This window comes from Halanaerobium sp., from assembly GCF_003070835.1.
The window spans coordinates 1-25,063 of record NZ_QBLR01000008.1; the positions used below are offsets into that span (position 1 = coordinate 1).

Consider the following 25,063-nt stretch of genomic DNA (forward strand, 5'->3'; position numbering starts at 1 on the left):
TATTAAATATTTAAAAGAAAACTACAGTATTAAGATTAATCCGGAAAATATATTTTACACCCTTGAAACAGAAAGAAAAAACCTAGATTTTAGATATAAAGTTTCAAAAAATAACATCTATATAAGAAAATAATGGAGGAGAAAATGGATTTAAAATCAAAAATTAGAGTAATAGAAGATTTTCCTGAAGAAGGTATAAGCTTTAAAGACATAACTACAGTATTGCAGGACCCTAAACTTCTCAAGGAAGCCATAGATCAGATGACAGAAAAGTTTAAAGATTTAGGAGTAGACATAGTAGTTGGACCAGAGTCAAGAGGATTTATTTTCGGAACTCCAATGGCGTACAATCTTGATGCAGGATTTGTTATGGTTAGAAAACCAGGAAAACTTCCGGCAGAAACTGTAAAGTACAGCTACGACCTTGAGTACGGTCAAGATACCTTAGAGATACACAAGGATGCAATTAAAAAAGGACAGAAAGTCCTGATAGTAGATGATTTACTTGCTACTGGTGGAACGGTAAGTGCCACTGCTAAATTGGTAGAAATGCTCGGTGGAGAAGTTGTTGGACTAGGATTTTTTATAGAATTAACAGGTTTAAAAGGAAGAGATAAATTAACCCAATATAATATACATTCAATAGTAAAATACTAATAAAAATTCATTGAACAGGTGATATAATGTTTGAAGACCTAAAGAAAAAAATACAGGAATACAACGAAAAAGCAGACTTTGATTTAATTAAAAAGGCATACGATTTATCAAAGAAAGCTCACGATGATAATCCAGACAGGATGTCCGGTGAGAAATTCTTTATGCACCCCTACAACGTAGCAATGATTCTTGTAAACCTAAACATGGATGAAGCAACAATTGCAGCAGGTTTACTTCATGATGTATTAGAAGATACTATTATAGAGTATGATGAGTTAAAAGAAGAATTTGGTGAAGAAATAGCTAATCTCGTTGACGGGGTAACAAAATTAAGCAAAGTCAAGTACAAAACAAAGGAAGAACGCCAAGCAGAAAGTTTGAGAAAAATGGTAATTGCTATGTCTAAAGACATTAGAGTTATCATTATTAAGCTTGCCGATAGACTCCATAATATAAAAACATTAGAATATATGCCTGTTCACAAGCAAAAAGAAAAAGCAGTAGAAACAATGGAAATATATGCACCTATTGCTAATAGACTAGGTATGGCTTCCATCAAATGGGAGCTAGAAGATCTCTCTTTAAGATATATTGATCCCGAAGGCTATAAAGACATATCTAAAAGAATAGATGCAAAGATAAAAGCTAAAAAAGATTTTATTAATGATATTATAAACAAACTAAAAGAAAAAGTAGAAGAAGCAGATATAAAAGGTGAAATAACCGGTAGAAGAAAAAGTATCTACAGCATTTACAAAAAAATGTATTTAAAACATAAGGAATTTGACGAGATATATGATATTTCAGCAATCAGGGCTATAGTAGAAGATGTAAAAGACTGTTACGGAGTGTTAGGTATAGCCCATACACTTTGGAAGCCTATGCCTGGGAGATTTAAAGACTATATAGCTATGCCTAAACCAAATATGTACCAATCTCTACATACTACAGTAATTGGACCAGACGGTGAACCTTTTGAAATACAGATAAGAACCTATGAAATGCATAGAACAGCTGAATACGGTATCGCTGCTCATTGGAAGTATAAAGAAGGTATTAAAAAAGATGACTTTGAAGAAAAGCTAAACTGGTTGAGACAGATGTTAGACTGGCAGCAAGAAACTAAAGACCCTAAAGAATTTATGGAATCTTTAAAAATCGATCTCTACACAGATGAAGTTTTCGTATTTACACCAAAAGGAGATGTTGTAAACTTACCAAAAGGTTCTACTCCAATAGATTTAGCATATAGAGTTCACTCGGCAGTAGGTAATAGATGTGTAGGAGCAAAGGTAAATGGTAGGATAGTTCCCTTAGATTATAAGTTAAAAAATGGTAATCAAGTTGAAATTATTACTTCAGCAAACAGTAACGGGCCAAGTAGAGACTGGCTTAAGATAGTTAAAAGCAGTCAGGCTAAAACTAAAATAAAAAGATGGTTTAAAACTAAGGATAAAGATTTATATATAGAAAAGGGTAAAAGCCTTTTAGAAAAAGAAGTAAAGAAACAGGGTTTCCAACTTACACAGATTTTAAAAGAAGAATGGCTAAAAGAAATAGCAGATAAATTGAATATAAAAGAATTAGACAGCTTGTATGCTTCAGTAGGTAACGGCTCTATAAAAGAACCTCAGATTATTACCCGTTTAAAAAATAAATATATAGAAGAAAACGACGTAAAGATTGAACCTAAGAAACTAAAATCTAAAATGAAGCAGCCTAGTAAAAAGCCAACTTCTGGAATACTAATTAAAGGCATGGATGACCTTAAGGTTCGTTTTGCAAAGTGCTGTAACCCAGTTCCTGGAGATGAAATCATAGGTTACATTACACGTGGTAGAGGAGTATCTATCCATAGAATAGATTGTACAAATATAACCGGTCAAGAAAATGACGGAAGATTTATAGAAGCAGAGTGGGATCACAGCAAAAAACAAAAATTTACAGCAGAGATACAGGTAGAAGCTGCGGATAGACCGGGGCTATTAAAAGATATTACGAACATATACACTGAAAATAAAATTAATGCAACAAATTTGAATTTAAGAGTAAATAAAGATAAGATAGCTATTATGAACATGACCTTTGAAATTTCTGAAACAAAAGAACTAGATTTTTTAATAAAAAAATTTAAAAAAGTTAAAGGTGTAATAGATGTATTTAGACATAAAAAATAGGAGGACAGATGAGAGCTGTAGTACAGAGAGTATCTCAAGGAAAAGTTGAAGTCAATAATGAAGTAGTAGGTAAAATCAACAAGGGATTGTTGATTTTATTAGGAGTAGAAAGAGGAGATACTAAAGATGATTTAAAGTATATCCAAGATAAAGTATGTAATTTAAGAATATTCGAAGATGAAAATGAAAAAATGAATTTATCCCTTAAAGATATAGATGGAGAACTTCTTATAGTTCCACAGTTCACCCTACATGGAGATGCTAGAAAAGGAAGAAGACCAAGTTTTATAAATGCAGAAGATCCTGTAAAAGCTGAAGAATTTTACGAAAAACTTATAGAGAACTGTAATAAAACTATTAGAAATGTTCAAAGTGGAAAATTTGGAGCAGATATGAAGGTTAGTTTAACAAACGACGGACCGGTAACTATACTGCTTGATAGCAAGAAAATATTTTAACAAGGAGGAAATAAATTGATTATTGAAACACTTAGATTAGGCTCTTACGGAGCAAACTGTTATTTAGTAGGAAGTGAAAAATCCAAGGACATTATGATAATTGATCCTGGGGCTGAAAGCAGCAAAGTTAAAAACATAATACAAAAAAAATCCTACAATCCAAAATTCATATTACTTACCCACGGACATGGCGATCATATTGGAGGAGTTAAGGATTTAAAAAAAGAATATAATATACCAGTTTACATACATAAAAAGGACAGTAATATGCTGAAAGACGAAAAACTAAACTTCACGAAAATGATGTTTAAAAACGGAGTATCTTTAAATGCAGATAAATTTCTAGAAGATGGGGCTACTATAACTTTAGACAATATGAAATTTGAAGTTATTCACACACCAGGACATACTCCCGGTGGAATATGTTTAAAGCATAAAGATGTAGTGTTTACAGGAGATACCCTATTTAAAGGCTCAATTGGTAGAACAGATCTTCCAGGAGGTTCCTACGACCAGATTATCAAATCAATCAAAGAAAAACTCATGACATTAGATGACAATACTGTAGTATATCCTGGGCACGAAGGTAAATCTACTATAAAACAGGAAAGGGAAAACAATCCTTTTATAAAATGATAAACGTTATATGTAAAGATAAAAATAAGCAAATAAACATATACAACATAATAAAGATTTTCCAAGGTGAGGAAGAGATTACCTTTTCTAAAAAGATTAAGGGTAGGGGACTAGATATTGATATAGGAGTAATTGACGAAATAGGATCAGTTAAGATATATAAGGATGGAAATTTAGTTAAAGAAAATTACATCAACAATACCGAATATAACTACAGTAAAGGCAAATTGATTGTAAACACCCTTTATGAAGCCTTATCAGAGTACTTTAAGTATGAAGCTGATTACGGTACACTGACTGGGATTAGGCCTGTTAAGCTTGTTAGGACCTACATAAAAAAAGGATATAATCTTAACCAATTGAAAAAAATCTTAAATAAAAGGTACTACTTAAGTAATAAAAAAACTGAAGAACTTTTTTATATAGCCCAAAAAGAAAGCCAGTTGATTAATTCCGATAAAATATCTATCTATGTAAATATACCTTTTTGTCCAAGCAAGTGTAAATACTGTAATTTTGTATCCTTTATTAACAGAGAAGATGAAATAGAAAAATACATTGAGTATTTAAAAAAAGATTTAATGGAAAACTTCAGATTAATCAATAGATATAATTTAGAAGTAGAGAGCATATATATAGGTGGCGGTACACCATCAATTTTGAACAATAGCCTTATGGAGGAATTACTTTCATACATCAAAGCCAATATTTTAGATTTTAAAGAATTTACCTTTGAAGCTGGTAGGACAGATACCCTGACTGAAGAAAAACTTGAAATAATGGCTAGATACGGTGTAAATAGGATAAGTATAAACCCTCAAAGCTTTAATCAAGATACTTTATTTAATTTAAACAGATATCAGGATTTATCTGAATTAGAAAGATATTTTAAATTATGTAAAAATAAAAATATATCCATTAATTCAGATCTAATTTTAGGGCTTCCGGGGGAGAATTTTTTAGATATCAAGAGTTCTCTAGATAAATTAATTGAACTCAATCCTGATAATATTACATTACACACTCTATCAATCAAGAATAATTCGGGGATAAGTAAAGAAAAACTAATGTCAGAAGAAGAACTTTTAGATTCATATAATTATGCTAAATCAAAACTTAAATCTAAAAATTATCAACCCTACTATCTATACAGGCAAAAAGATATTGTGGAAAACTTAGATAATATAGGGTATTCTAAGTTAAATAAAGAATCTCTTTACAATATGAACATGATAGAAGAATCCCAGACTGTAATTTCAGCTGGATTGGGAAGTGTAACTAAAATCGTTGGAAATACTGGTATTAAAAGAATACCTTATAATAAAAGCTTTAAAGATTATTACCATAAATATATTTATGTAAACCAAAATAAAGAAGAATATTTGAAAAAGATTCTGGAGGAGGAATAATGGTAGAAAAAAAGAACTTTAAACCTACAATAAAATGCGGTCTTTTAAGACAGGACCATATAGGAGAAACTGTAGTAGTAAGTGGATGGACTCAAAAGCAAAGAAGCCTTGGAGGCCTTGTTTTTGTTGACTTAAGAGATATTAGCGGCTTAGTACAGATTGTATTCGATGATAAAGAAAATAAAGAACTTTTAGAAAAAAGTGAAGAAATAAAATCTGAGTATGTTATTGGTGTAGAAGGAATTGTAAGAGAGAGACAGTCTAAAAACCCTAATATGCCTACTGGAGACATAGAAATATATGCAAAAGATTTAAAAATATTCAGTGAATCTGATACACCACCGATATATATAAAGGACGACGATGATATATCAGAAGACTTGAGACTTAAGAATAGGTTCTTAGAGCTTAGAAAACCTTACATGCAGAGTAATCTAAAGGTAAGAAGCAAGACAGTAAATATCATTAGAAATTTTATGGAAGAAAAGGGATTTTTAGAAATAGAAACTCCTATTTTGAACAAACCTACACCTGAAGGTGCTAGAGATTACCTGGTTCCTAGTAGAACTAACAAGGGAAAATTCTTTGCACTGCCTCAATCGCCGCAAATTTTCAAACAGCTTCTTATGGTATCAGGATATGATAGGTACTACCAGATAGCTAAGTGTTTTAGGGATGAAGATCTAAGAGCAAACAGACAGCCGGAATTCACTCAACTTGATATGGAAATGTCTTTTGTAGATGAAGAGGATGTAATTAAAATAAACGAAGAATTGGTAAAGAGAATTTTCAAAGAAGTTTTAGATTATGAAGTTGAAACACCTATTAAAAGAATGACTTATACAGAAGCAATGAATAGGTACGGTACAGACAAGCCTGACTTGAGATTTGGATTTGAATTCAAAGACCTTACATATATATTTGAAAATTCTAAGTTCAATGCTTTTAAGAGTAATACAAAAAAAGGCAAATCCGTTAAGGGAATTGTAGTAGAAGGTAAATCCGAGGAATTTTCAAGAAATAAGATTTCTAAATTAGAAAAATATATCAAGACATACAATGCTAAAGGACTAGCCTGGTTTAAATACGAAGATGGTGGTCTAGATTCACCTATTAACAAATTCTTATCTGAAGAAGAGCTGGACACCATCATTAAGGATTTAGACCTTAAAGAAAAAGATATAGTATTTGTAGTAGCAGATGAAAATAATAACGTAAATAATGCTTTAGGAGCTTTAAGAAAGAAAATAGCAGAAGATTTAGACCTAATAAATAATGATGAGTTTGAGATGCTATGGATTACAGAATTTCCTCTACTTGAATACGATGAGGAAGAAGAAAGATATGCTGCTAAACACCATCCTTTCACAAGTCCTACGGATGAAGATATGGATAAATTAGAAACCGACCCTGGTTCTGTAAAAGCTAAAGCTTATGATTTAGTTATAAATGGTGAAGAACTAGGTGGAGGAAGTATAAGGATAACAAATTCTAAACTTCAAAATAGGATGTTTAGGGTTTTAGGTATTACAGAAGAAGAAGCTGACAGAAAATTCGGCTTCCTACTAGATGCATTTAAATATGGAGTTCCTCCTCACGGTGGCATTGCTTTTGGTTTAGATAGACTTATTATGACTCTTACTGATTCTAAAAATATCAGAGACGTAATAGCCTTTCCAAAGACTCAAAAAGCAACCTGTCTACTGTCTAATGCACCAACTGATGTAGACGAAAAACAACTAGAAGAGTTAGGATTGAAAATAATTGAATAATAAACCATATCAAAGAAGCGAATTAATATATAAAAATAAAATTGAAAAAATAAAAAAATCTAACATAATAATATTTGGACTAGGCGGCGTAGGTAGTGTAGCCGCCGAATCTATTTCAAGAAACTTTATAAAAAATCTAACTATTGTTGATTACGATATCTACGAAGTATCCAACTTAAATAGACAGCTTTATTCCAACTACGATAATATTGGAAAAAAGAAAGTAGATGTTTTAAAAGAAAATATCAAAAAACACTGTAAGGATACAAATATTGTAGCTAGAGGAGATAAAGTTACAGATTCTAATATAGAAGGATTTTTCAATATAAATTACGACTATGTTATAGATGCTGTAGACGATGTAAAGGCAAAGTTAGCTATCATTAAATACTGTAGGGATAATAATATTCCGGTTGTAAGCTGTATGGGTACCGGCAATAGGATTAACCCACAAATGCTAACTATTGATGATATTTTTAAAACTTTTAACTGTCCTTTAGCAAAGAAAATGAGAAAAGAACTTAAAAGGTTAGGAATTTTATCCCTAGATACTGTATTTTCAAAAGAAAAACCAGTAGAAACTGTAGATAAAAAACTAGGAAGCACATCCTTTGTTCCTGGTTCTGCTGGACTTTTACTGGCATCTTATGTTATAAATAAAATAGCCTTTGAAGAATAGGAAGTGATGAAATGAAAAAAATAGGACAAGTAGTTCATATAGATAAGGAAGAAGCTTTGGTAAAAGTACCTAGAGCATCATCCTGCGGAGATAATTGTTCATCCTGCAGCAGTGGTTGCAGCGATAGTGGACATATCATAAAAATCAAAAATGACGACTACCATACTGGAGAGTTTGTTGAGTTAAATGCCAGAGCTAAAAACATACTATTATATTCTGTTTTAGCTTACGGATTACCTTTAATAATAATGATAGTTACAATTGCTTACTCCATGAATACTTTACAATTAGGAGAAGCAGTAGCTGGATTAATGGGATTAGTTTCCTTAATAGCCTCTTATTTCATTATGAAAGCTATCGACAAATACTTACTTAAAGATACTTTAATTATAGAAGATATAAGAAAACTCTAAGAGGTGTAAGATATGAGTGATAATAAAAAATTAATCAACAGACTTAAAAGAATAGAAGGACAGATAAAGGGTATAGAAAGAATGATAGAAGAAGAAAAATTCTGTGGAGACATTCTTACCCAAATTACCGCTGCAAAATCAGCATTAAACAGCGTCGGTGGTATAGTCCTTGAAAATTACACGAAAGATTGTATAAAAAGCAGAGTTCAACATGAAGATCCTGAAAAGGCACTGGATGAATTAATCGAAATTATCGTAAAATACAGTAAAAAGTAAAGGAGAGTAAAATGTTTGAAAATGTAAAAAAAGCAGATGAAGAAATTTACAATTCCATACAAAGGGAAATTGGAAGACAGCACAGAAATATTGAACTTATAGCTTCAGAAAATATAGTATCAAAGGCAGTTCTTGAAGCTATGGGAAGTCAGCTTACAAATAAATATGCTGAAGGTTATCCTAATAAGAGATACTATGGAGGATGTGAGTTTGTAGATGAAGTAGAAATACTAGCTATAGAAAGACTTAAAAAACTATTTAATGCAGAACATGCTAACGTACAGCCTCATTCTGGCTCAAGCGCCAACATAGCTGTATATTTTGCTTTCTTAGAACCAGGAGATAAGATACTTGGGATGAATCTTTCAGAAGGTGGTCACCTTACCCATGGAAGTCCTGTAAATTTTTCAGGGAAACAATATGAAATCATTCCTTACGGAGTAGATAAAGAAACTGAAACTATAGATTACGATCAGGTAAAAAAATTAGCATTAAAAGAAAAACCAAAAATGATAATTGCAGGAGCAAGTGCATATTCTAGAATCATAGACTTTAAGAAATTTAGAGAAATTGCCGATGAAGTTGGAGCTATATTAATGGTAGATATGGCACATATTGCAGGATTAATAGCAGCAGGATTACATCCAAACCCAGTAGAATATGCAGACGTAGTTACTACTACTACTCATAAGACATTGAGAGGACCAAGAGGTGGAGCAATTCTTTGTAAGAAAGAACATGCAAAAAAAATTGATAAAGCAATTTTCCCGGGAACTCAAGGTGGACCATTGATGCATGTAATAGCTGCAAAAGCTGTATCCTTTAAAGAAGCTTTACAAGATGATTTTAAAGAATATCAGAAACAAATAATTAAAAATGCTAAAGTGTTAGCTGAAGAATTTGCTAAAAGAGATTTCAGAGTAGTTTCTGGTGGTACAGATAACCACCTTATGCTTTTAGACCTTAGAAGTAAAAATATTACAGGGAAAGATGCAGAAAAATTACTTGATGAAATAAACATTACTGTAAATAAAAACACTATCCCTGATGATCCAGAAAGCCCATTTGTTACCAGTGGCATTAGAGTAGGTACTCCGGCCATAACTACCATGGGATTAAGAGAAGAAGATATGTCGGAGCTTGCGGACATTATAAACGATGCTATACTTAAAAACCAGGATAAAGAAAAACTAATTGAAAGAGTTGCTAAATTAAGCGCAAAGGCGGATAATAATTAATAAAAATATGGAAAATGATTTTTTTAGTAGAAGTTATGAAAAGTTTATAGATAAAAATAAACCTTTAGCCGATCGAATGAGACCGGAAACTCTGGATGAGTTTTTTGGTCAAGAACACATAATAAGTGAAGGTAAAATGCTTAGGAGGATGATAGAAGCGGATATGATAAGCTCTATCATCCTTCATGGACCTACTGGAAGCGGTAAGACAACTTTAGGTAAAATAATTGCAGAACAAACGAAAAAAACTTTTAAAGTCCTTAATGCAGTTACTTCAGGTGTAAAAGATATTAAGCAGTATATTCAGGAAGCCATAAATGATATATCTATGCACAATAGACAGACCATAGTTTTTATAGATGAGATACACAGGTTTAATAAGCTTCAGCAGGATGCTCTCCTGCCCTATGTAGAAAATGGAACCATAATTCTCATAGGAGCAACTACAGAAAATCCTTACTTTGAAGTTAACAACGCCCTCTTGTCAAGATCTACAATATTTGAACTAAAGCCATTAACAGCGGAGAATATTAAAAGACTGTTGGAATATACCATTGAAAACGAAAAAAAGGGACTTGGGAAAAAACCTATAGTAGTTCACGATGAAGCTCTAGAAATTATAGCAAACTACTCCAATGGAGACGGTAGAAAAGCTTTAAATGCCTTAGAACTGGCAGTTACAACTACTAAAAATAATAAAGATGGAAATATTGAAATTACAAGAGACGTAGCAAAGGAAAGCATTCAAAAAAATACTATTTTCTACGATAAAAACGGAGATAAGCATTACGACTATATATCGGCTTTCATTAAAAGTATGCGGGGTTCAGATCCTGATGCAGCCCTTTTTTATCTAGCAAAAATGCTGGTTGCAGGAGAGGACCCTAAGTTTATAGGCAGGAGAATTATCATCTGTGCATCTGAAGATGTAGGTAATGCAGACCCTAAAGCCTTAGAAGTCGCCGTAAATGCATTTAAAGCCGTAGAGATTATCGGTATGCCTGAAGCTAGGATACTTTTAGCCCAAGCTGTAGTATATATAGCATGTGCTCCTAAAAGCAATACTTCCTACATGGGTATTAATAGGGCAATGTCTAAAGCTGAAAAATCAAACATAAATGTTCCAAGCTACTTAAAAGATGAAAGCTATAAACAAGATAAAGATACAAGTGACGGTATATACAAATACCCTCATAACTACAAATACAACTATGTAAAACAAAGATACTTACCGAAAGGAATAAATGATAAGTTTTATAATCCAGGAAACATAGGTTACGAAAAAAAGATGAAAAAATACTTAGAGTATCTTGAAAACCTGGATAAAGAGGTGCAGAAATGATAAAAAAAATACAAATAGAAAATCTATACAGCGATAGTTTTATAGATGAAATAAAAGACAGTACAAAAAATCTAAAAGAAGATAAGTCTTACAACGTTATAATTGAATACTACAATGAAAAAATACTTTCACCAGGACAGGAACTTGAAAACTGTGAAGTAAGTAAAGACCAACTTCTACTAAAAAAGAAAATTAGAAATTTTTACGAAAGTAAAAACATCAACATAAAAAAGCTGTATATTCTTGGATCTAAAGATTATACTTTAATGGAGGAAGCCAACTTTGCAGTAGAAGAAGCTGACACAAAAGAAGAGACTAAGGATATTATATGGCCTTGCAAGGAAATATTTTTCTACGACGGTGGAAAGAGAATTCTTGATGATATGCTGTACAATAACGAAATAGATATAGTAGAATACGAAAACCAGATCAAAACTTTAAAATACGAGTTTGGTCTTCTTGATGAATTTGAAGATGAATTATACCTTAACTAATTCATCTTTTTTTCTTGTAATCTTGACAAAACAAGTAGGGTATTGTATACTTTTTATACCCTATAAAATAAGTCGGGATTAGGAGGAAAAAGATGCTTTTATCAACAAAAGGAAAATATGGGCTAAAAGCTTCACTTGAGTTGGCCTTTTTTTATGGAAAAGGTCCAATAAACTTAAAGTCTATTTCAGAAAAATACAGCATACCTGAGAGCTATTTAGAACAGCTTTTAGCTAAACTAAAAAAATCAGGATATATTGAGACTATTAGAGGTAAGCAGGGTGGATACCTACTAGCAAAAGAACCGAAAGATATTACCGTAGGTATGATACTTAGAGCATTAGAAGGAGACATAAGTTCTTCTGATTGCCTTAAAAATGATAAATGCGGTAAAGAAGATACCTGTGTAACCCGAATAATTTTTGAAGATATAGAAAAAAGCATAAACAATATAATCGACAACACTACGTTACAAGACATGGTACAAAAAAGAAATGAATTTCCCAAGGAGGCTCGTCAATGAGAAAAGTATATTTTGACAATGCAGCGACTACAAGAGTAAAAGATGAAGTAATAGAAGAAATGCAAAAATATTACAGTGAATTATACGGAAATCCCTCTAGTATTTACAACTTCGGTCAGCTGGCAAAAAAAGCAGTAGAAAAATCAAGAGTAAAAGTAGCAAGATTGCTAAACAGCAATCCTGATGAAATATATTTCACCGGTGGAGGTTCTGAAGCTGATAACTGGGCTATTAAAGGAATACTTTCTGCCAACGAAAAAAAAGGAAACCATATAATAACAACTAAAATTGAACACCATGCAATATTACACACCTGTGAATATTTAGAAAAAAAGGGTGCAGAAGTAACCTATCTAGATGTAGATGAAAATGGACTTGTAGACATTAAGCAGTTGGAAGAATCCATCAAAGACAATACTGTACTTATAAGCATAATGTTCGCAAATAATGAAATAGGAACTGTTCAACCTATTAAAGAAATTGGAGAAATTGCTAAAAAACACGATATTTACTTCCATACCGATGCAGTCCAGGCAGTAGGTAATGAAGTAATAGATGTTAAAGATATGAATATAGATTTATTATCTTTATCAGCTCATAAAATTCACGGACCGAAAGGTGTAGGTGCCCTATACATTAAAAAAGGTACTCGAATTCATAACCTAATCCACGGTGGTGCTCAAGAGAAGAATAAAAGAGCAGGTACAGAAAATGTACCTGGAATAGCAGGATTAGGCAGAGCAGCTGATATAGCCTATAATAATTTCGACCAAAAAAGAGAAAAACTAATAAAACTAAGAGATAGATTAATCGAAAAAATAGATAAAGAAATTCCAGAGTGTCAGTTAAACGGACATAGAGAAAAAAGATTACCGGGAAATGTAAACTTTTCATTTAAGTACATAGAGGGAGAATCCCTTCTACTGTATTTAGACATGGAAGGTATCAGTGCATCCAGTGGTTCAGCTTGTACTTCAGGATCTTTAGATCCATCCCACGTGCTCATGTCTATAGGACTGCCTCATGAGATAGCTCACGGATCCTTAAGATTAAGTTTATCAGATTACAATACAGAGGAAGATGTAGATTATACAGTAGAAAAACTAATCAATGTAGTTAAAAGACTAAGACAAATGTCACCGCTATACAGTAAAAGGGAGGAATAATTAAATGTATACAGAAGAAGTAATGGATCACTTTAAAAATCCTAGAAACGTAGGAGAAATCAAAGATGCCGATGGAGTTGGTGAAGTAGGAAACGCCAAATGTGGAGATATAATGAAAATATATCTAAAAATTGATGAAAAGGACATAATTACAGACGTTAAATTTCTTACCTTTGGATGTGGCTCTGCTATTGCATCATCTAGTATGGCTACAGAACTCATTAAGGGTAAAAGCATAGATGAAGCTGTAGCTCTTACAAATAAAGCTGTAGTTGAAGCCCTAGGTGGATTACCAAAAGCAAAAGTACACTGTTCAGTACTAGCAGAACAGGCTGTAAAATCAGCACTTTACGATTACTCACAAAAAACTGGAAAACAGATCAAAGGCATAGAAAATTACAAGCCTGAGGACCCTCATGAGCATTAAAAAAGAAAAAGTTTTACTTGGTATGAGCGGCGGTATTGACAGTACCGCTGCTGCTGTTATATTGATGGAACAGGGATACCAGGTAGTAGGAGCAACATTTAAAGTTATAGACAATGAAAAAACCGACCATACAGTAAAAGATGCCGAAAAAGCCTGCGAAAAACTTGGAATTGAACACCATGTTTTAGATTATATAGACACCTTTAAAGAAACTGTAATCAGCGATTTTATAGACATGTATAAAAAGGGAAGAACGCCAAATCCCTGTGTGAAGTGCAATAAAGAAATTAAATATGATAAATTTTTGAAATCAGCAGAAAAACTAGGTATACACAAGATAGCAACGGGACAGTACGGACGTATTGTAGAGGAAGATAGAAACTACTATGTAAAAAAATCAGTTAACAAAAAGAAAGACCAAAGCTACTACCTTTATAATATAAAATATGAGAACTTAAAAAATATACTTCTTCCCATAGGAGAGTTAGACAGTAAATCAGAAGCTAGGCAAATAGCTTCAAAAAGCGGTATAGATTTTCACAGTAAAGTGGAAAGTCAGGACATATGCTTTATAAAAGATGATAACTACCAGGAATTTTTAAAAAACTATATAGATCAAAATCTCGAAGGTGAATTTATAGATGCTGAAGGAAATACACTAGGAAAACATAAAGGTATCCAAAACTATACTGTAGGACAAAGAAAAGGATTAGGTATAGCATTAGGAGAACCCCATTACGTTATAGACATTAACTATCAGACAAAGGATATTACCTTAGGACTTAAAGAAGATTTATACAGTAGTGAGTGTATTTTAAGAGAATTTAATATACTATATCCTGAGATAGATTTGGAAAATGAAGAATTCAATGCAAAAGTAAGATACTCCCATAAAGAAGAAAAAATAACTATAAAAAAAGATGGAGATAATTTAATAATAAAATTCAAAAATCCTGTAAGAGCCGTTACTTTAGGACAATCTCTGGTATTTTACAAAAGAGACTATCTAATCGGTGGAGGAATAATAGATAAGTAGCCCTTACATGTATTGACAAATGCATGTCCTTTAATTATAATTTTAGTAATGCTCGTCTTATATAAGGCGAGTTTAAATTTTTACGGGAGGAAACAATGAAAGATTATTCTGTTAGTTCAATTAGAAATAAATATATAGATTTTTTTAAAGAAAAAGGGCATTTACACCTTCACAGCTTTCCCCTTATACCTAAAAACGACGACAGTCTCCTACTTATAAATGCAGGAATGGCGCCTTTAAAAAAGTATTTTACGGGAAGCGAGACTCCACCGAGTCCTAGAGTCGTTACATGTCAAAAATGTCTTAGAACGGGAGATATTGATAATGTAGGAATAACTTCCAGACACTGTACATTCTTTGAAATGCTTGGAAACTTCTCCTTTGGAGATTACTTCAAAAAAGAAGCAATTACCTGGGGATGGGAGTTTATGACGGAGGTTATGGAAATTGATAAGGACAAGCTGTGGGTCTCTGTATATCACGAGGACGACGAAGCTTACGATATATGGGCTGAAGAAGTTAGAGTACCTAAAGAAAAAATAGTAAAACTTGGTAAAGAAGATAACTTTTGGGAACTGGAAGTAGGACCAAGTGGACCTTGCTCTGAAATATACTACGATAGAGGGAAAAAATACGGATGCGGTTTAGATGACTGTAAACCTGGATGCGATTGCGATAGGTATGTAGAAGTATGGAACCTTGTTTTCACCCAATACGATAAAGATAATGAAGGAAACTACAATCCACTTCCAAACCCAAATATAGATACGGGGTTAGGTCTTGAAAGAATGGCGGTAGTTCTCCAGGATAAAGAAAATGTATTTGAAGTAGAACCTTTCTTCTCTTTAATTAAAGAACTGGAGAAATTAAGCGGTCAAAAGTACAACGCACAAAATGATTTAGATATTTCCTTTAGAATAGTAAGTGACCATATAAGAGCTGTAACCTTTTTAATAGCTGATGGAGTTATGCCTTCAAATGAAGGTAGGGGATACGTTTTAAGAAGACTTCTAAGAAGAGCTTCAAGACACTGTAAACTTCTAGGTATAAAAGGTAATAAACTTAAAGAACTATCTAAACTTACTGTAAAATTATGGAACGAACCTTATCCAGAGCTTGAAGAAGCTAAGGATAATATATATAAAACTGTAGAAATAGAAGAAGAAAAATTCCAGCAAACAATAAACCAGGGACTTAATATACTAAGTGAATATATTAATAAGGCAGTAGAAAAAGGAGAAGATAGAATTTCGGGAGAAATTACCTTCAAACTTTACGATACCTATGGATTCCCTTATGAATTAACAGAAGAAATATTAAAAGAAAAAAATCTATCTACAGATAGAATTGAATTTGACAAGCTTATGGAACAGCAAAAAGAAGAAGCAAGAAAAGCTAGAACTAGTCAAAAAGGATCTATTTGGGATTCTTCTAATTTAATGGTAAGAGACATCAAAGCCACAGAATTTAAAGGATACCACCAGGATTCTATAACTTCTAAAATCACGGCTCTATTTGATGAAAATGGTCATAGGGTAGACCAATTAAAATACAAAGGATACCTTGTTACTGAAGAAACTGTTTTTTATCCTGAAGGGGGAGGACAGATAGGAGATAAGGGTACTTTAGAGTTAAATAATTCAAAATCAGAAATTATAGATACCATTAAAAAAAGTAATGTTATACTCCACCTAGTTGATGGTATAAAAGACACATTAAAAGTTGGAGAGGAAGTAGAATTAAAAATTAATACAAAACTTAGAAGAAGAGCAGAAGCAAACCATACATCTACTCATATACTTCATAAAGTACTGAGAGAAGAATTAGGAGACCATGTAAAGCAAAACGGTTCTTATGTAGATGACAAAAGACTTAGATTCGACTTTACCCACTTTAATGCTATAAGTCCTAATGCTATTAAAAATATTGAAAGTAGAGTAAATGAAATAGTATTTAGCAGCAAAGAAGTAAAAGAACACTTTATGACATTAAAGGAAGCTAAAAACCAGGATATAGTGGCTTTATTTGACTCTAAATACTCGGATGACGTTAGGGTTATAGAAGTAGATGATTTTAGTAAAGAACTTTGCGGTGGTACCCATGTAGATAATACTTCTAAAATTGGTTTATTTAAAATTATCGGTGAATCAAGTGTCGCTTCTGGAGTAAGAAGAATAGAAGCTATTACTTCTGATAAGGCTTTAGAGTATTTAAATGAAAAAGAAGATTACCTACAGGAGATAAGTGTAGAACTAAAAACTAAAGAAGATAATATTTTAGATAGGATAAAATCTTTAAATGAAGAATTAAAGGAAAAAGAAAAGGAAATAGAAAAATACAAGAATGAATTAATTAAAGATAATTTTTCCCAGTATTTGGAAAACTATCAAGAAGTTAAGGGTACAAAATTATTCACTATTAAATTTAAAGATACGGATAACGACACTCTAAGGAATATAACAGATAGAATTAAAGATAAAGAAAGTAGTGCAGTAATTTTATTAGCAGCTCATAACGGCGACAAGGTAATTTTTGTTGCAGGAGTTTCAAAGGACAATATTTCTAAAGGTATAAAGGCTGGAGACCTTGTGAGAGAGGCAGCTAAGATTACAGGAGGCGGCGGTGGCGGTCGTCCAGATTTCGCACAAGCCGGTGGTAAAAAACCTGAAAAGATTGACGAAGCATTTAAAAAAGTATATGATATTTTAAAAGGATGAAATTATTTATATTCTTAATTTATTAATCGGGGTGATGTTATGAAGGACAACCAAACAACAAAATTCAACTTTAACATCGACAATGTAAATGAGGTAAGAGAACTTATTAAAACCGTTTACAGTGCTCTTGAAGAAAAGGGATACAATCCTGTAAGTCAAATGACGGGATACATTCTTTCGGGAGATCCGACCTACATTACCAGTCACAACAATGCAAGAAGTATAGTAATGAAGGTTGAAAGAGACGAGTTGGTGGAAGAAATACTTAATCATTATATTAAAAGCTTGCAAGACGAATAAAATATGTTTAAGGAAGATATTTTCAACAAGGTATCTAGAATTTGCTACGGTACCTTGTCTTTAAGCAAACTTCAAAGCAGTCTCTCTACTAAAGAAAAATTATTCCTTCTAAATTACGCCTATAATTTAGGTATAAACTTTTACGATACTGCAGAGCTCTACGACAATTACAATCTTTTAAAAGAATTTTTAAAAGTTAAAACAAGAGAAGAAGTTTTTATATCTACAAAATCCTATTCATATGATAAAATAACTGCAGAGAAAAGTCTTGAAAAAGCCCTAAAAGAAATGAATACAGACTACATAGATATCTTCATGCTTCACGAACAGGAGGGTATTAATACCTTCAAAGGACACTACGAAGCTGTTAGGTACTTTTTAGGATGTAAAGATAAGGGAATTATTAAAAAATTCGGAATATCCACACATTTCATTAAAGGTGTAGAAGAAGTAGTAGATTTAGAAGAAATAGATGTAATTCACCCGATTATAAATAAAGATGGTATCGGTATAGCCGACGGCAGCAGATACCAGATGGAAGAAAGCATAAAAAAAGCCAAATCTAAAAATAAATTTATACTTAGTATGAAGCCTCTAGGTGGTGGACACCTAGGCACCAGGCCTGTAGAAGCCCTAAATTACATTAAAAATTTAGATTATATTGATTCTATAGCTCTTGGTATGAGGTATAAAGAAGAAATTGATTTCAACTTTAATCTACTGGTAAAAGACAATATTTTAAAGGACGAATTAAATAATATAAGCAAAAAAGAAAGAAAACTTAAGATAGCATATTGGTGCAAAGGGTGCGGAAAATGTGTTGAAAAATGCAACCAAAATGCTCTTGAGATAGTCAATGGCAAAGCAGGGGTAGATTTTGAAAAATGTACCTTGTGTAGCTATTGCGTTTCGGTATGCGAAGAATTTTGTATAAAAATAGTATAGGAGATGAGATGAAAGAAAGATACCTAGCACTGGATGTAGGTGAAAAGACCATAGGTTTAGCAGTAAGCGATCAATTAAATATTACTGCCCAAGGTCTAGACACTATATTCAGGCAGAGCTACAAAAAAGATTTTGAAGCTCTAAAAAAAGTCATAGAAGAATATGACGTTAATGTTTTAGTTGTAGGTTTACCTAAAAGACTAAACGGAGAAGTAGGAATCCAAGGAGAAAAAGTATTAAAATTTGTAGAAAAACTTAAAAGAGAAATACAAATAAAAGTTGAATTCCAAGATGAAAGAATGACTACAAAAATAGCGGAAAACACCCTTATACAGGGAAATGTTTCAAGAAAAAAAAGAAAAAAGGTTATCGATAAACTGGCAGCGGTAAATATACTGTCCGTTTATTTAGACAAGAGGAGTTAAAATGTCTGATATAGTAGAATTAATCAACGATGAAGGAAAAAAAGAAAAACTCATTCTACATACTGCATTTCATATAGACGATACTGAATACGCTGTATTAAGCTATCCAGATGAAGAAGAGGGTATGATTTACAGAGTAGATAGAGATGAGAAGAACATGCCTATATTCAATATAGTAGAAGATAGGGATGAGTTGCAGGAAGTCATAGATGTTTACGAAGGTATGGCTGAAGACTTAATATAGGGGAATTGTATGAATATATACATGGAAGATTTTAAAAAAAAATTAAATAAAGGCGGATACAAGATTACAAACCAGAGAAAAGTAATATTTGAAATTCTCTTAAAAAATTCAGGAAAGCATCTAAACCCGGAACAAATTTACGAACTAGTAAGAGAAGTAGATTCAGATATTGGAATTGCAACAGTTTACAGAACCACTAAGCTTTTTGAAGAAGTAGGTATTTTAAGTAAAGTATTATTTAATGATGGATGTGCCAGATACGAGATAGTATTGACAGAAGACGAATCTCACAGCCACCATCATTTGCTGTGCAACAACTGTGGGAAAATTATAGAAGTAAAAATGGACCTGCTTAACGAATTAGAAGAATTAATAGAAAAAGAGTACAATTTTGAAATACACAACCATAGTTTAAAATTCTACGGTTTGTGTAAGGGCTGTAAAGAGGAGGAAACAAATGGCAGTTAACAAAGATAGAAAATTAAAGATAATTCCTTTAGGGGGATTAGGAGAAATAGGAAAGAATATTACATTGTTAGAATACAATGATGAGATAATAATTATAGATTGCGGATTGGCATTTCCAGAAGACGAAATGCTTGGAATTGATATAGTAATTCCAGATATAAGCTACTTAATTAAAAATCAGCACAAAATAAAAGGATTATTTGTAACCCACGGTCACGAGGACCATATCGGGGCAATACCATATTTATTAAAGAAGATACCAAATGTACCAATATATGGAACTAAGCTTCCAATGGGACTTTTGGCAAATAAATTTATAGAGCACAATCTACAGGAAACAAAACTAAACACAATAAATCACGGGAACAAAATAAAAGCAGGAGAAAACTTCAGAGTACACTTTATAAGAAGTAATCACAGCATCCCTGATTCTTCGGCTTTAGCAATTGAAACACCTATAGGAGTAGTATTCCACACGGGAGACTTTAAAATAGATCAAACTCCCATAAACGATATGCCTATAGACTTACAAACTATAGCAGAGTACGGTAAAAAAGGTGTATTAGTAGCTTTTTCAGATAGTACAAATGTTGAAAGACCGGGATACACTATGTCTGAAAAGACTGTTGGTGCTAAATTTATCGACATATTTAAAAGAGCAAAGAAAAGAATCATAGTAGCAACCTTCGCATCAAACATCCACAGGATACAGCAGATAATAGATGCAGCAGCTATTTACAATAGAAAGGTAGCTATTTCCGGAAGAAGTATGCACAACACTATAGATATAGCACAAAAAACCGGATTTATAGATATACCTGAAAACATACTTATTAATGCGAGAGACCTTGATAAATACAAGGATAACCAGATCGTCGTAATATCTACAGGAAGCCAGGGAGAAGCTATGGCAGCCCTGTCAAGAATGGCAGCTAACTCCCACAGACAGGTTAAGCTTAAAAAAGGAGATATGGTTATATTCTCTGCTAATCCAATACCGGGAAATGAAAAAACTGTTAGTTCAGTAATAAATAAACTTTATGAAAAAGAAGTAGAGGTTATTTACGAAGCACTACATGATGTTCACGTATCTGGACACGCGAGACAGGAAGAACTTAAGCTTATGCTGAATCTTCTTAATCCTAGATTCTTTATACCAGTACACGGTGAAAGAAGACACCTGCAGCTTCATGCAGAATTAGCTGAAGAAATGGGAATTCACCACAACAACACTATAGTAGGATATAACGGTGATATTATAGAAGTTACGGACAACTATATTAAGACCACATCTAAAGTTCAGTCTGGAAATATTTTAGTAGACGGACTTGGTATCGGAGATGTAGGTAATATAGTACTAAGAGATAGAAAAAATCTTTCGGAAAACGGACTAATAGTAGCTGTTGTAACTATAGAGAAAAAATCAGGAAAAATTGCAGCAGGTCCGGATATAATATCCAGAGGATTTGTTTACGTAAGAGAAAATGAAGACCTGATGGAAGAATCCAAGAAAGTTGTTCAAAAAGCACTGGATAAATGCTTCCAAAACAAAGAAAGAGATTGGTCTGCAATTAAAAACACAATAAGACAGGACTTAAACCAGTTCATATACAACGAAATCAAAAGAAATCCAATGATTTTACCTATAATAATGGAAATTTAACGGAGACAACCTATGAATAAAGTACTGCTAGTATTAATCATAATAGTAGGTTTGGGTATAGGTTTTGGTTATAATTTTTATAACGAGAACCTTACACCAGTAGATAATGGTACTACTAAAATAATTACAATCGAACAGGGGGCAAGTTCCGATGAAATCGGAACTATTCTTCTTGAAAATAATTTAATAAAAAATCTAACAGTATACAAACTATACTTAAGACAAAGTAATTTAGGAAGTCAGCTTAAAGCAGGAGACTTTGAAATCAGCGATAGTTTATCCCTGCCGGAAATTGTAGATTTACTTATCCAAGGTGAAAATGTAGTTAAAACTATGAACTTCACCGTACCAGAAGGTTTAAACCTAAAGGAAATCGGAAATATCTTAAGCGAGAAGTTTGATTTCACTCAGGAAGAATTTTTAAAATTGACCCAAACAGTAGGTATATACAGAGAAAACTATGAATTTCTACAGGATGATGAAATAAAAACCTTAGAAGGATTTCTCTATCCAAACACCTACAACGTATATATAGACAGTACAGCTGATGATATTATCATTACAATGTTAAATGGCTTTGAAGAAATTTATGAAGAACATATTAAAGGAAATACAGGTGATAGAACTGTTTATGAAATAGTCAATATGGCTTCAGTAGTAGAAGGAGAAGCTCAGGTAGATGAAGAAAGACCTGTAATAGCAGGAGTATTTTATAACCGATTAGAAATGGGAATGATGCTTCAATCCTGTGCTACAGTACAGTATGCCTTAGGAGAAAAAAAGGAAAGACTATTAAATGAAGACCTTAAGGTAGAATCACTATACAATACCTACCTGCATACAGGCCTACCAGTAGCACCAATTAATTCTCCAGGACTTACTTCAATAAAAGCAGCCTTAAACCCTGAAGAAACGGACTACATTTACTTTCTTGCTAAAGGTGATGGGTCTCACTACTTTACAGATGATTATGACGACTTTTTAGATGCAAAAGCAAAATACATAAATTAGGTGATACTTTGGAATTAATAAACAAAATTTTTACAACAAATTACATAAAATCATTAATAGAAGAAGATGAAGAAATAGCAAGGTTCAGGAAAGAATCAGAGGATAGAAATATCCCTATAATTCACGAAGAGGTGGCTAACTTTATAAAAGTTATCCTCCATCTTCTTAAACCCTTAAAAATCTTAGAACTGGGAACTGCTGTAGGCTTTTCTTCTTTTTTTATGGCTAAAATTATTGATAATGATAATTTAGAAATAAAAACCATAGAGAGAAGAGATTCCTTTGTTGACGAAGCATCAAAAAATCTAGAAAGATTGAACTACAAAGGAAATATAGAAATCCTTCCAGGAGATGCTTTAGAAATATTAGAAAATTTAGAAGAAAAATTTGACTTAGTATTTATAGATGCAGCAAAAAGCAAATATCTGGATTTTTTACCCTACTGTTTCAATTTATTAAAAAAAGATGGTATTATTATATCAGATAACGTCCTTTACAAAGGAATGATAGCCAATGACGACTTAGTAGAAAGGAGACAGAAAACCATAGTTAGAAAAATGAGAAAATATTTAAAAACCATAAGTAACCACCCCTCTATGGAATCTTCAGTACTTCCTTTAGGAGATGGACTTGCAATTACTGTAAAAAAAGGAGAAACATATGAATAACATTGAACTTCTAGCTCCAGCTGGAAACTTGGAAAAACTAAAGATGGCTGTACTATATGGCGCTGACGCCGTATACTTTGGTGGACAGAACTTCGGACTAAGAGCTGGTGCAAAGAATTTTGATTTAGAAGATATAGAAGAAGGGGTAAAGTTCTGCCACGACAATGGAGCTAAAGCTTACGTGACAGTAAATATGATACCTCACGAAGACGATTTAAAAGATTTAGAAAAATATATAGAATTTTTAGAGGAAATAAAAGTAGATGCAGTTATAGTTGCAGATCCGGGAATTATGAGTATAGTTAAAAATACTGCCCCAGATATAGAGATTCATTTAAGTACCCAGGCAAATACTACAAATTCCCAAAGTGCAGACTTTTGGTACTCTCAAGGAGTAAAAAGAATAGTACTAGCTAGAGAACTATCCTTAAAAGAAATTGAACAAATTCACTTAAATAAAAATGTAGACTTAGATTTAGAAGCCTTCGTTCACGGCGCTATGTGCATATCTTACTCAGGTAGGTGTCTACTAAGCAGCTATATGGCTGGAAGACATGCAAACCTAGGAGACTGTGCCCAACCATGCAGGTGGAAGTATGCCCTTGTAGAGCAGACCCGTCCGGGAGAGTACTATCCCATCATGGAAGATGACCAGGGAAGCTTCATACTTAATTCAAAAGATTTATGTATGTTAAATAATCTTCAAGATATTGTAGGAGTGGGAGTTAAATCTTTAAAAATAGAAGGCCGTATGAAAAGCTCTTACTATACAGCTACTGTTGTTAGGTCCTATAGAAAGGCTATCGACAATCTAAAAAACAATAATTTTGATAAAGAATACTGGTTCAATGAAATTCTTAAAGCCTCTCACAGAGACTTTACTACAGGATTTTACTACGGCAATCCTAAGGATTCAGGACAGCTCTATACATCCAGTTCCTATATAAGAGAGTATGACTTTATAGGTTGGATAAAAGACTACGATCCAGTAAGTAAAATAGCAACTGTAGAACAGAGAAATAAATTCTCTGTAGGAGAAGAAGTTGAAATCTTTGGGCCTCATATTGAACATATGGACTTTAAAATAGAAAATATAGTTGATGATAAGGGAGAAGAAGTAGAGTCAGCTCCTCATCCCCAGCAGATTGTAAAACTAAAAATGGACCTAGACGTAAAAAAAGATTATCTAATTAGAAGAAAAAGATAAAGAAAGGATTTAATATGAACAGACCTATTTTTATTGGAATAACTGGAGGCAGCGGCTCTGGTAAAACTACTATAGTAAATAAGATAAAGACGGAAATACCTAGAAAAAGCGTGCTGGTAATAGAGCAGGACTCATACTATAAGGACCAGAGTGAGCTTTCCTACGAAGAAAGGTGTAAAACCAACTATGACCATCCCTTAGCCTTCGACAGCGACTTGCTAGTAGAACATTTAGAAAATTTATCTAAGTGGGAAGATATTCAAAAACCTACCTACGATTATTCTATTCACAATAGAAAAGAAGAAAGGGAACTTGTAAAACCAAAGGATATAATTATCCTTGAAGGTATACTGATATTTTACGATGAAAGACTTAGAGATTTGCTCGATATAAAAATATTTGTAGATACGGATTCAGATATCAGACTTGTAAGAAGAATAATTAGAGATATTAACGAAAGAGGAAGAACCATAGAGTCAGTACTTAACCAGTACATGAAGACCGTAAGACCAGCTCACGAACAATTCATAGAACCAACTAAAAAATTCGCCGATATTATTATTCCTGAAGGTGGAGAAAACTTAGTTGCTATAGATATTATGGTTACAAAAATTAAATCCTTAATTAAAACAATATAAGATTTTTAGGTTATATAACTAATTAAATTAGTTGTATAACCTATTTTTATTGATTTTTTAACATATTATGGTATTA

Annotated in this window: 27 protein-coding genes; all 27 read left to right on the top strand. The window is 32.6% G+C overall.

The genetic code is table 11. The features are described 5' to 3' along the window. Positions 1-132: 132 nt before the first annotated feature. Positions 133-657, top strand: a complete 525-nt coding sequence (locus CI949_RS01840) for an adenine phosphoribosyltransferase (protein ID WP_290762545.1) — start codon at positions 133-135, stop codon at positions 655-657. 26 nt (positions 658-683) lie between these two features. Continuing rightward, positions 684-2,834, top strand: a complete 2,151-nt coding sequence (locus CI949_RS01845; RefSeq protein WP_290762548.1) for a bifunctional (p)ppGpp synthetase/guanosine-3',5'-bis(diphosphate) 3'-pyrophosphohydrolase — start codon at positions 684-686, stop codon at positions 2,832-2,834. Positions 2,835-2,842: 8 nt separating this feature from the next. Continuing rightward, entirely contained in the window at positions 2,843-3,292 is a 450-nt protein-coding gene (gene dtd / locus CI949_RS01850) for a D-aminoacyl-tRNA deacylase (RefSeq protein WP_290762550.1), read from the top strand. A gap of 15 nt (positions 3,293-3,307) precedes the next feature. Further along, positions 3,308-3,928: an MBL fold metallo-hydrolase gene (locus CI949_RS01855; RefSeq protein ID WP_290762552.1), complete on the top strand. Its 621-nt coding sequence runs from the start codon at positions 3,308-3,310 to the stop codon at positions 3,926-3,928. Further along, positions 3,925-5,337, top strand: a complete 1,413-nt coding sequence (gene hemZ, locus CI949_RS01860) for a coproporphyrinogen dehydrogenase HemZ (RefSeq protein ID WP_290762554.1) — start codon at positions 3,925-3,927, stop codon at positions 5,335-5,337. The genes CI949_RS01855 and hemZ overlap by 4 nt, the downstream gene beginning before the upstream one ends. Further along, complete coding sequence (gene aspS, locus CI949_RS01865; protein WP_290762556.1) at positions 5,337-7,109, top strand: aspartate--tRNA ligase; 1,773 nt, start codon at positions 5,337-5,339, stop codon at positions 7,107-7,109. Before hemZ ends, aspS begins: the two co-directional genes overlap by 1 nt. Continuing rightward, complete coding sequence (locus tag CI949_RS01870; RefSeq protein ID WP_290762558.1) at positions 7,102-7,788, top strand: tRNA threonylcarbamoyladenosine dehydratase; 687 nt, start codon at positions 7,102-7,104, stop codon at positions 7,786-7,788. Before aspS ends, CI949_RS01870 begins: the two co-directional genes overlap by 8 nt. An 11-nt stretch (positions 7,789-7,799) precedes the next feature. Further along, positions 7,800-8,201 carry a SoxR reducing system RseC family protein gene (locus CI949_RS01875; RefSeq protein WP_290762560.1) on the top strand — a complete coding sequence of 134 codons (402 nt, stop codon included), beginning with the start codon at positions 7,800-7,802 and terminating at the stop codon, positions 8,199-8,201. 12 nt (positions 8,202-8,213) lie between these two features. Then, complete coding sequence (locus CI949_RS01880; protein WP_290762562.1) at positions 8,214-8,477, top strand: metal-sensitive transcriptional regulator; 264 nt, start codon at positions 8,214-8,216, stop codon at positions 8,475-8,477. 11 nt (positions 8,478-8,488) lie between these two features. Further along, complete coding sequence (gene glyA / locus CI949_RS01885) at positions 8,489-9,715, top strand: serine hydroxymethyltransferase (protein ID WP_290762564.1); 1,227 nt, start codon at positions 8,489-8,491, stop codon at positions 9,713-9,715. A 7-nt stretch (positions 9,716-9,722) separates the two neighbouring features. After that, positions 9,723-11,057, top strand: coding sequence for a replication-associated recombination protein A (locus tag CI949_RS01890; RefSeq protein ID WP_290762566.1), 1,335 nt, complete (start codon positions 9,723-9,725; stop codon positions 11,055-11,057). Next, the gene (locus CI949_RS01895; protein WP_290762568.1) at positions 11,054-11,551 is read left to right on the top strand and encodes a hypothetical protein; all 498 of its coding nucleotides are present in this window, start codon (positions 11,054-11,056) and stop codon (positions 11,549-11,551) included. The genes CI949_RS01890 and CI949_RS01895 overlap by 4 nt, the downstream gene beginning before the upstream one ends. A gap of 92 nt (positions 11,552-11,643) precedes the next feature. Beyond that, on the top strand, positions 11,644-12,072 hold the full coding sequence (locus CI949_RS01900) for an Rrf2 family transcriptional regulator (RefSeq protein WP_290762569.1): 429 nt from the start codon (positions 11,644-11,646) through the stop codon (positions 12,070-12,072). After that, a complete protein-coding gene (gene nifS, locus CI949_RS01905; RefSeq protein ID WP_290762572.1) occupies positions 12,069-13,238 on the top strand; it encodes a cysteine desulfurase NifS in 1,170 nt (389 codons plus the stop codon). Before CI949_RS01900 ends, nifS begins: the two co-directional genes overlap by 4 nt. A 4-nt stretch (positions 13,239-13,242) precedes the next feature. Continuing rightward, on the top strand, positions 13,243-13,665 hold the full coding sequence (gene nifU / locus CI949_RS01910) for a Fe-S cluster assembly scaffold protein NifU (RefSeq protein ID WP_290762573.1): 423 nt from the start codon (positions 13,243-13,245) through the stop codon (positions 13,663-13,665). After that, positions 13,655-14,701, top strand: coding sequence for a tRNA 2-thiouridine(34) synthase MnmA (gene mnmA, locus CI949_RS01915; RefSeq protein ID WP_290762575.1), 1,047 nt, complete (start codon positions 13,655-13,657; stop codon positions 14,699-14,701). Before nifU ends, mnmA begins: the two co-directional genes overlap by 11 nt. Before the next feature lie 95 nt (positions 14,702-14,796). Beyond that, entirely contained in the window at positions 14,797-17,418 is a 2,622-nt protein-coding gene (alaS, locus tag CI949_RS01920; protein WP_290762576.1) for an alanine--tRNA ligase, read from the top strand. A 39-nt stretch (positions 17,419-17,457) separates the two neighbouring features. Beyond that, positions 17,458-17,718 (top strand): IreB family regulatory phosphoprotein, encoded by a 261-nt coding sequence (locus tag CI949_RS01925; protein WP_290762577.1) that lies wholly within the window; start codon positions 17,458-17,460, stop codon positions 17,716-17,718. Positions 17,719-17,721: 3 nt separating this feature from the next. After that, complete coding sequence (locus tag CI949_RS01930) at positions 17,722-18,663, top strand: aldo/keto reductase (protein ID WP_290762578.1); 942 nt, start codon at positions 17,722-17,724, stop codon at positions 18,661-18,663. 8 nt (positions 18,664-18,671) lie between these two features. Then, the gene (gene ruvX, locus CI949_RS01935; RefSeq protein WP_290762579.1) at positions 18,672-19,088 is read left to right on the top strand and encodes a Holliday junction resolvase RuvX; all 417 of its coding nucleotides are present in this window, start codon (positions 18,672-18,674) and stop codon (positions 19,086-19,088) included. 1 nt (position 19,089) lies between these two features. Then, positions 19,090-19,332: a DUF1292 domain-containing protein gene (locus CI949_RS01940; protein ID WP_290762581.1), complete on the top strand. Its 243-nt coding sequence runs from the start codon at positions 19,090-19,092 to the stop codon at positions 19,330-19,332. A 9-nt stretch (positions 19,333-19,341) separates the two neighbouring features. Beyond that, complete coding sequence (locus tag CI949_RS01945) at positions 19,342-19,800, top strand: Fur family transcriptional regulator (RefSeq protein ID WP_290762582.1); 459 nt, start codon at positions 19,342-19,344, stop codon at positions 19,798-19,800. Continuing rightward, positions 19,790-21,463, top strand: coding sequence for a ribonuclease J (locus tag CI949_RS01950; RefSeq protein WP_290762583.1), 1,674 nt, complete (start codon positions 19,790-19,792; stop codon positions 21,461-21,463). Before CI949_RS01945 ends, CI949_RS01950 begins: the two co-directional genes overlap by 11 nt. Positions 21,464-21,475: 12 nt before the next feature. Then, a complete protein-coding gene (mltG, locus tag CI949_RS01955; protein WP_290762585.1) occupies positions 21,476-22,474 on the top strand; it encodes an endolytic transglycosylase MltG in 999 nt (332 codons plus the stop codon). Between the two features lie 8 nt (positions 22,475-22,482). After that, positions 22,483-23,142 (top strand): O-methyltransferase, encoded by a 660-nt coding sequence (locus CI949_RS01960; protein ID WP_290762586.1) that lies wholly within the window; start codon positions 22,483-22,485, stop codon positions 23,140-23,142. Next, on the top strand, positions 23,135-24,349 hold the full coding sequence (locus tag CI949_RS01965; protein ID WP_290762588.1) for a U32 family peptidase: 1,215 nt from the start codon (positions 23,135-23,137) through the stop codon (positions 24,347-24,349). The genes CI949_RS01960 and CI949_RS01965 overlap by 8 nt, the downstream gene beginning before the upstream one ends. Before the next feature lie 14 nt (positions 24,350-24,363). Next, the gene (gene udk, locus CI949_RS01970; RefSeq protein WP_290762590.1) at positions 24,364-24,987 is read left to right on the top strand and encodes a uridine kinase; all 624 of its coding nucleotides are present in this window, start codon (positions 24,364-24,366) and stop codon (positions 24,985-24,987) included. The last annotated feature ends 76 nt before the right edge of the window (positions 24,988-25,063 follow it).

Excerpts from the sequence above, each read along its gene's own strand:
- CI949_RS01840 (WP_290762545.1), top strand. The coding sequence starts at position 133 with ATGGAGGAGAAAATGGATTTAAAATCAAAAATTAGAGTAATAGAAGAT.
- udk (WP_290762590.1), top strand. The coding sequence starts at position 24,364 with ATGAACAGACCTATTTTTATTGGAATAACTGGAGGCAGCGGCTCTGGT.
- CI949_RS01950 (WP_290762583.1), top strand. The coding sequence starts at position 19,790 with ATGGCAGTTAACAAAGATAGAAAATTAAAGATAATTCCTTTAGGGGGA.
- CI949_RS01890 (WP_290762566.1), top strand. The coding sequence starts at position 9,723 with ATGGAAAATGATTTTTTTAGTAGAAGTTATGAAAAGTTTATAGATAAA.
- CI949_RS01965 (WP_290762588.1), top strand. The coding sequence starts at position 23,135 with ATGAATAACATTGAACTTCTAGCTCCAGCTGGAAACTTGGAAAAACTA.
- CI949_RS01895 (WP_290762568.1), top strand. The coding sequence starts at position 11,054 with ATGATAAAAAAAATACAAATAGAAAATCTATACAGCGATAGTTTTATA.
- CI949_RS01940 (WP_290762581.1), top strand. The coding sequence starts at position 19,090 with ATGTCTGATATAGTAGAATTAATCAACGATGAAGGAAAAAAAGAAAAA.
- ruvX (WP_290762579.1), top strand. The coding sequence starts at position 18,672 with ATGAAAGAAAGATACCTAGCACTGGATGTAGGTGAAAAGACCATAGGT.
- alaS (WP_290762576.1), top strand. The coding sequence starts at position 14,797 with ATGAAAGATTATTCTGTTAGTTCAATTAGAAATAAATATATAGATTTT.
- mnmA (WP_290762575.1), top strand. The coding sequence starts at position 13,655 with ATGAGCATTAAAAAAGAAAAAGTTTTACTTGGTATGAGCGGCGGTATT.
- glyA (WP_290762564.1), top strand. The coding sequence starts at position 8,489 with ATGTTTGAAAATGTAAAAAAAGCAGATGAAGAAATTTACAATTCCATA.
- CI949_RS01875 (WP_290762560.1), top strand. The coding sequence starts at position 7,800 with ATGAAAAAAATAGGACAAGTAGTTCATATAGATAAGGAAGAAGCTTTG.
- CI949_RS01930 (WP_290762578.1), top strand. The coding sequence starts at position 17,722 with ATGTTTAAGGAAGATATTTTCAACAAGGTATCTAGAATTTGCTACGGT.
- dtd (WP_290762550.1), top strand. The coding sequence starts at position 2,843 with ATGAGAGCTGTAGTACAGAGAGTATCTCAAGGAAAAGTTGAAGTCAAT.
- CI949_RS01925 (WP_290762577.1), top strand. The coding sequence starts at position 17,458 with ATGAAGGACAACCAAACAACAAAATTCAACTTTAACATCGACAATGTA.
- CI949_RS01845 (WP_290762548.1), top strand. The coding sequence starts at position 684 with ATGTTTGAAGACCTAAAGAAAAAAATACAGGAATACAACGAAAAAGCA.
- nifS (WP_290762572.1), top strand. The coding sequence starts at position 12,069 with ATGAGAAAAGTATATTTTGACAATGCAGCGACTACAAGAGTAAAAGAT.
- CI949_RS01880 (WP_290762562.1), top strand. The coding sequence starts at position 8,214 with ATGAGTGATAATAAAAAATTAATCAACAGACTTAAAAGAATAGAAGGA.
- aspS (WP_290762556.1), top strand. The coding sequence starts at position 5,337 with ATGGTAGAAAAAAAGAACTTTAAACCTACAATAAAATGCGGTCTTTTA.
- CI949_RS01900 (WP_290762569.1), top strand. The coding sequence starts at position 11,644 with ATGCTTTTATCAACAAAAGGAAAATATGGGCTAAAAGCTTCACTTGAG.
- CI949_RS01945 (WP_290762582.1), top strand. The coding sequence starts at position 19,342 with ATGAATATATACATGGAAGATTTTAAAAAAAAATTAAATAAAGGCGGA.
- mltG (WP_290762585.1), top strand. The coding sequence starts at position 21,476 with ATGAATAAAGTACTGCTAGTATTAATCATAATAGTAGGTTTGGGTATA.
- hemZ (WP_290762554.1), top strand. The coding sequence starts at position 3,925 with ATGATAAACGTTATATGTAAAGATAAAAATAAGCAAATAAACATATAC.
- nifU (WP_290762573.1), top strand. The coding sequence starts at position 13,243 with ATGTATACAGAAGAAGTAATGGATCACTTTAAAAATCCTAGAAACGTA.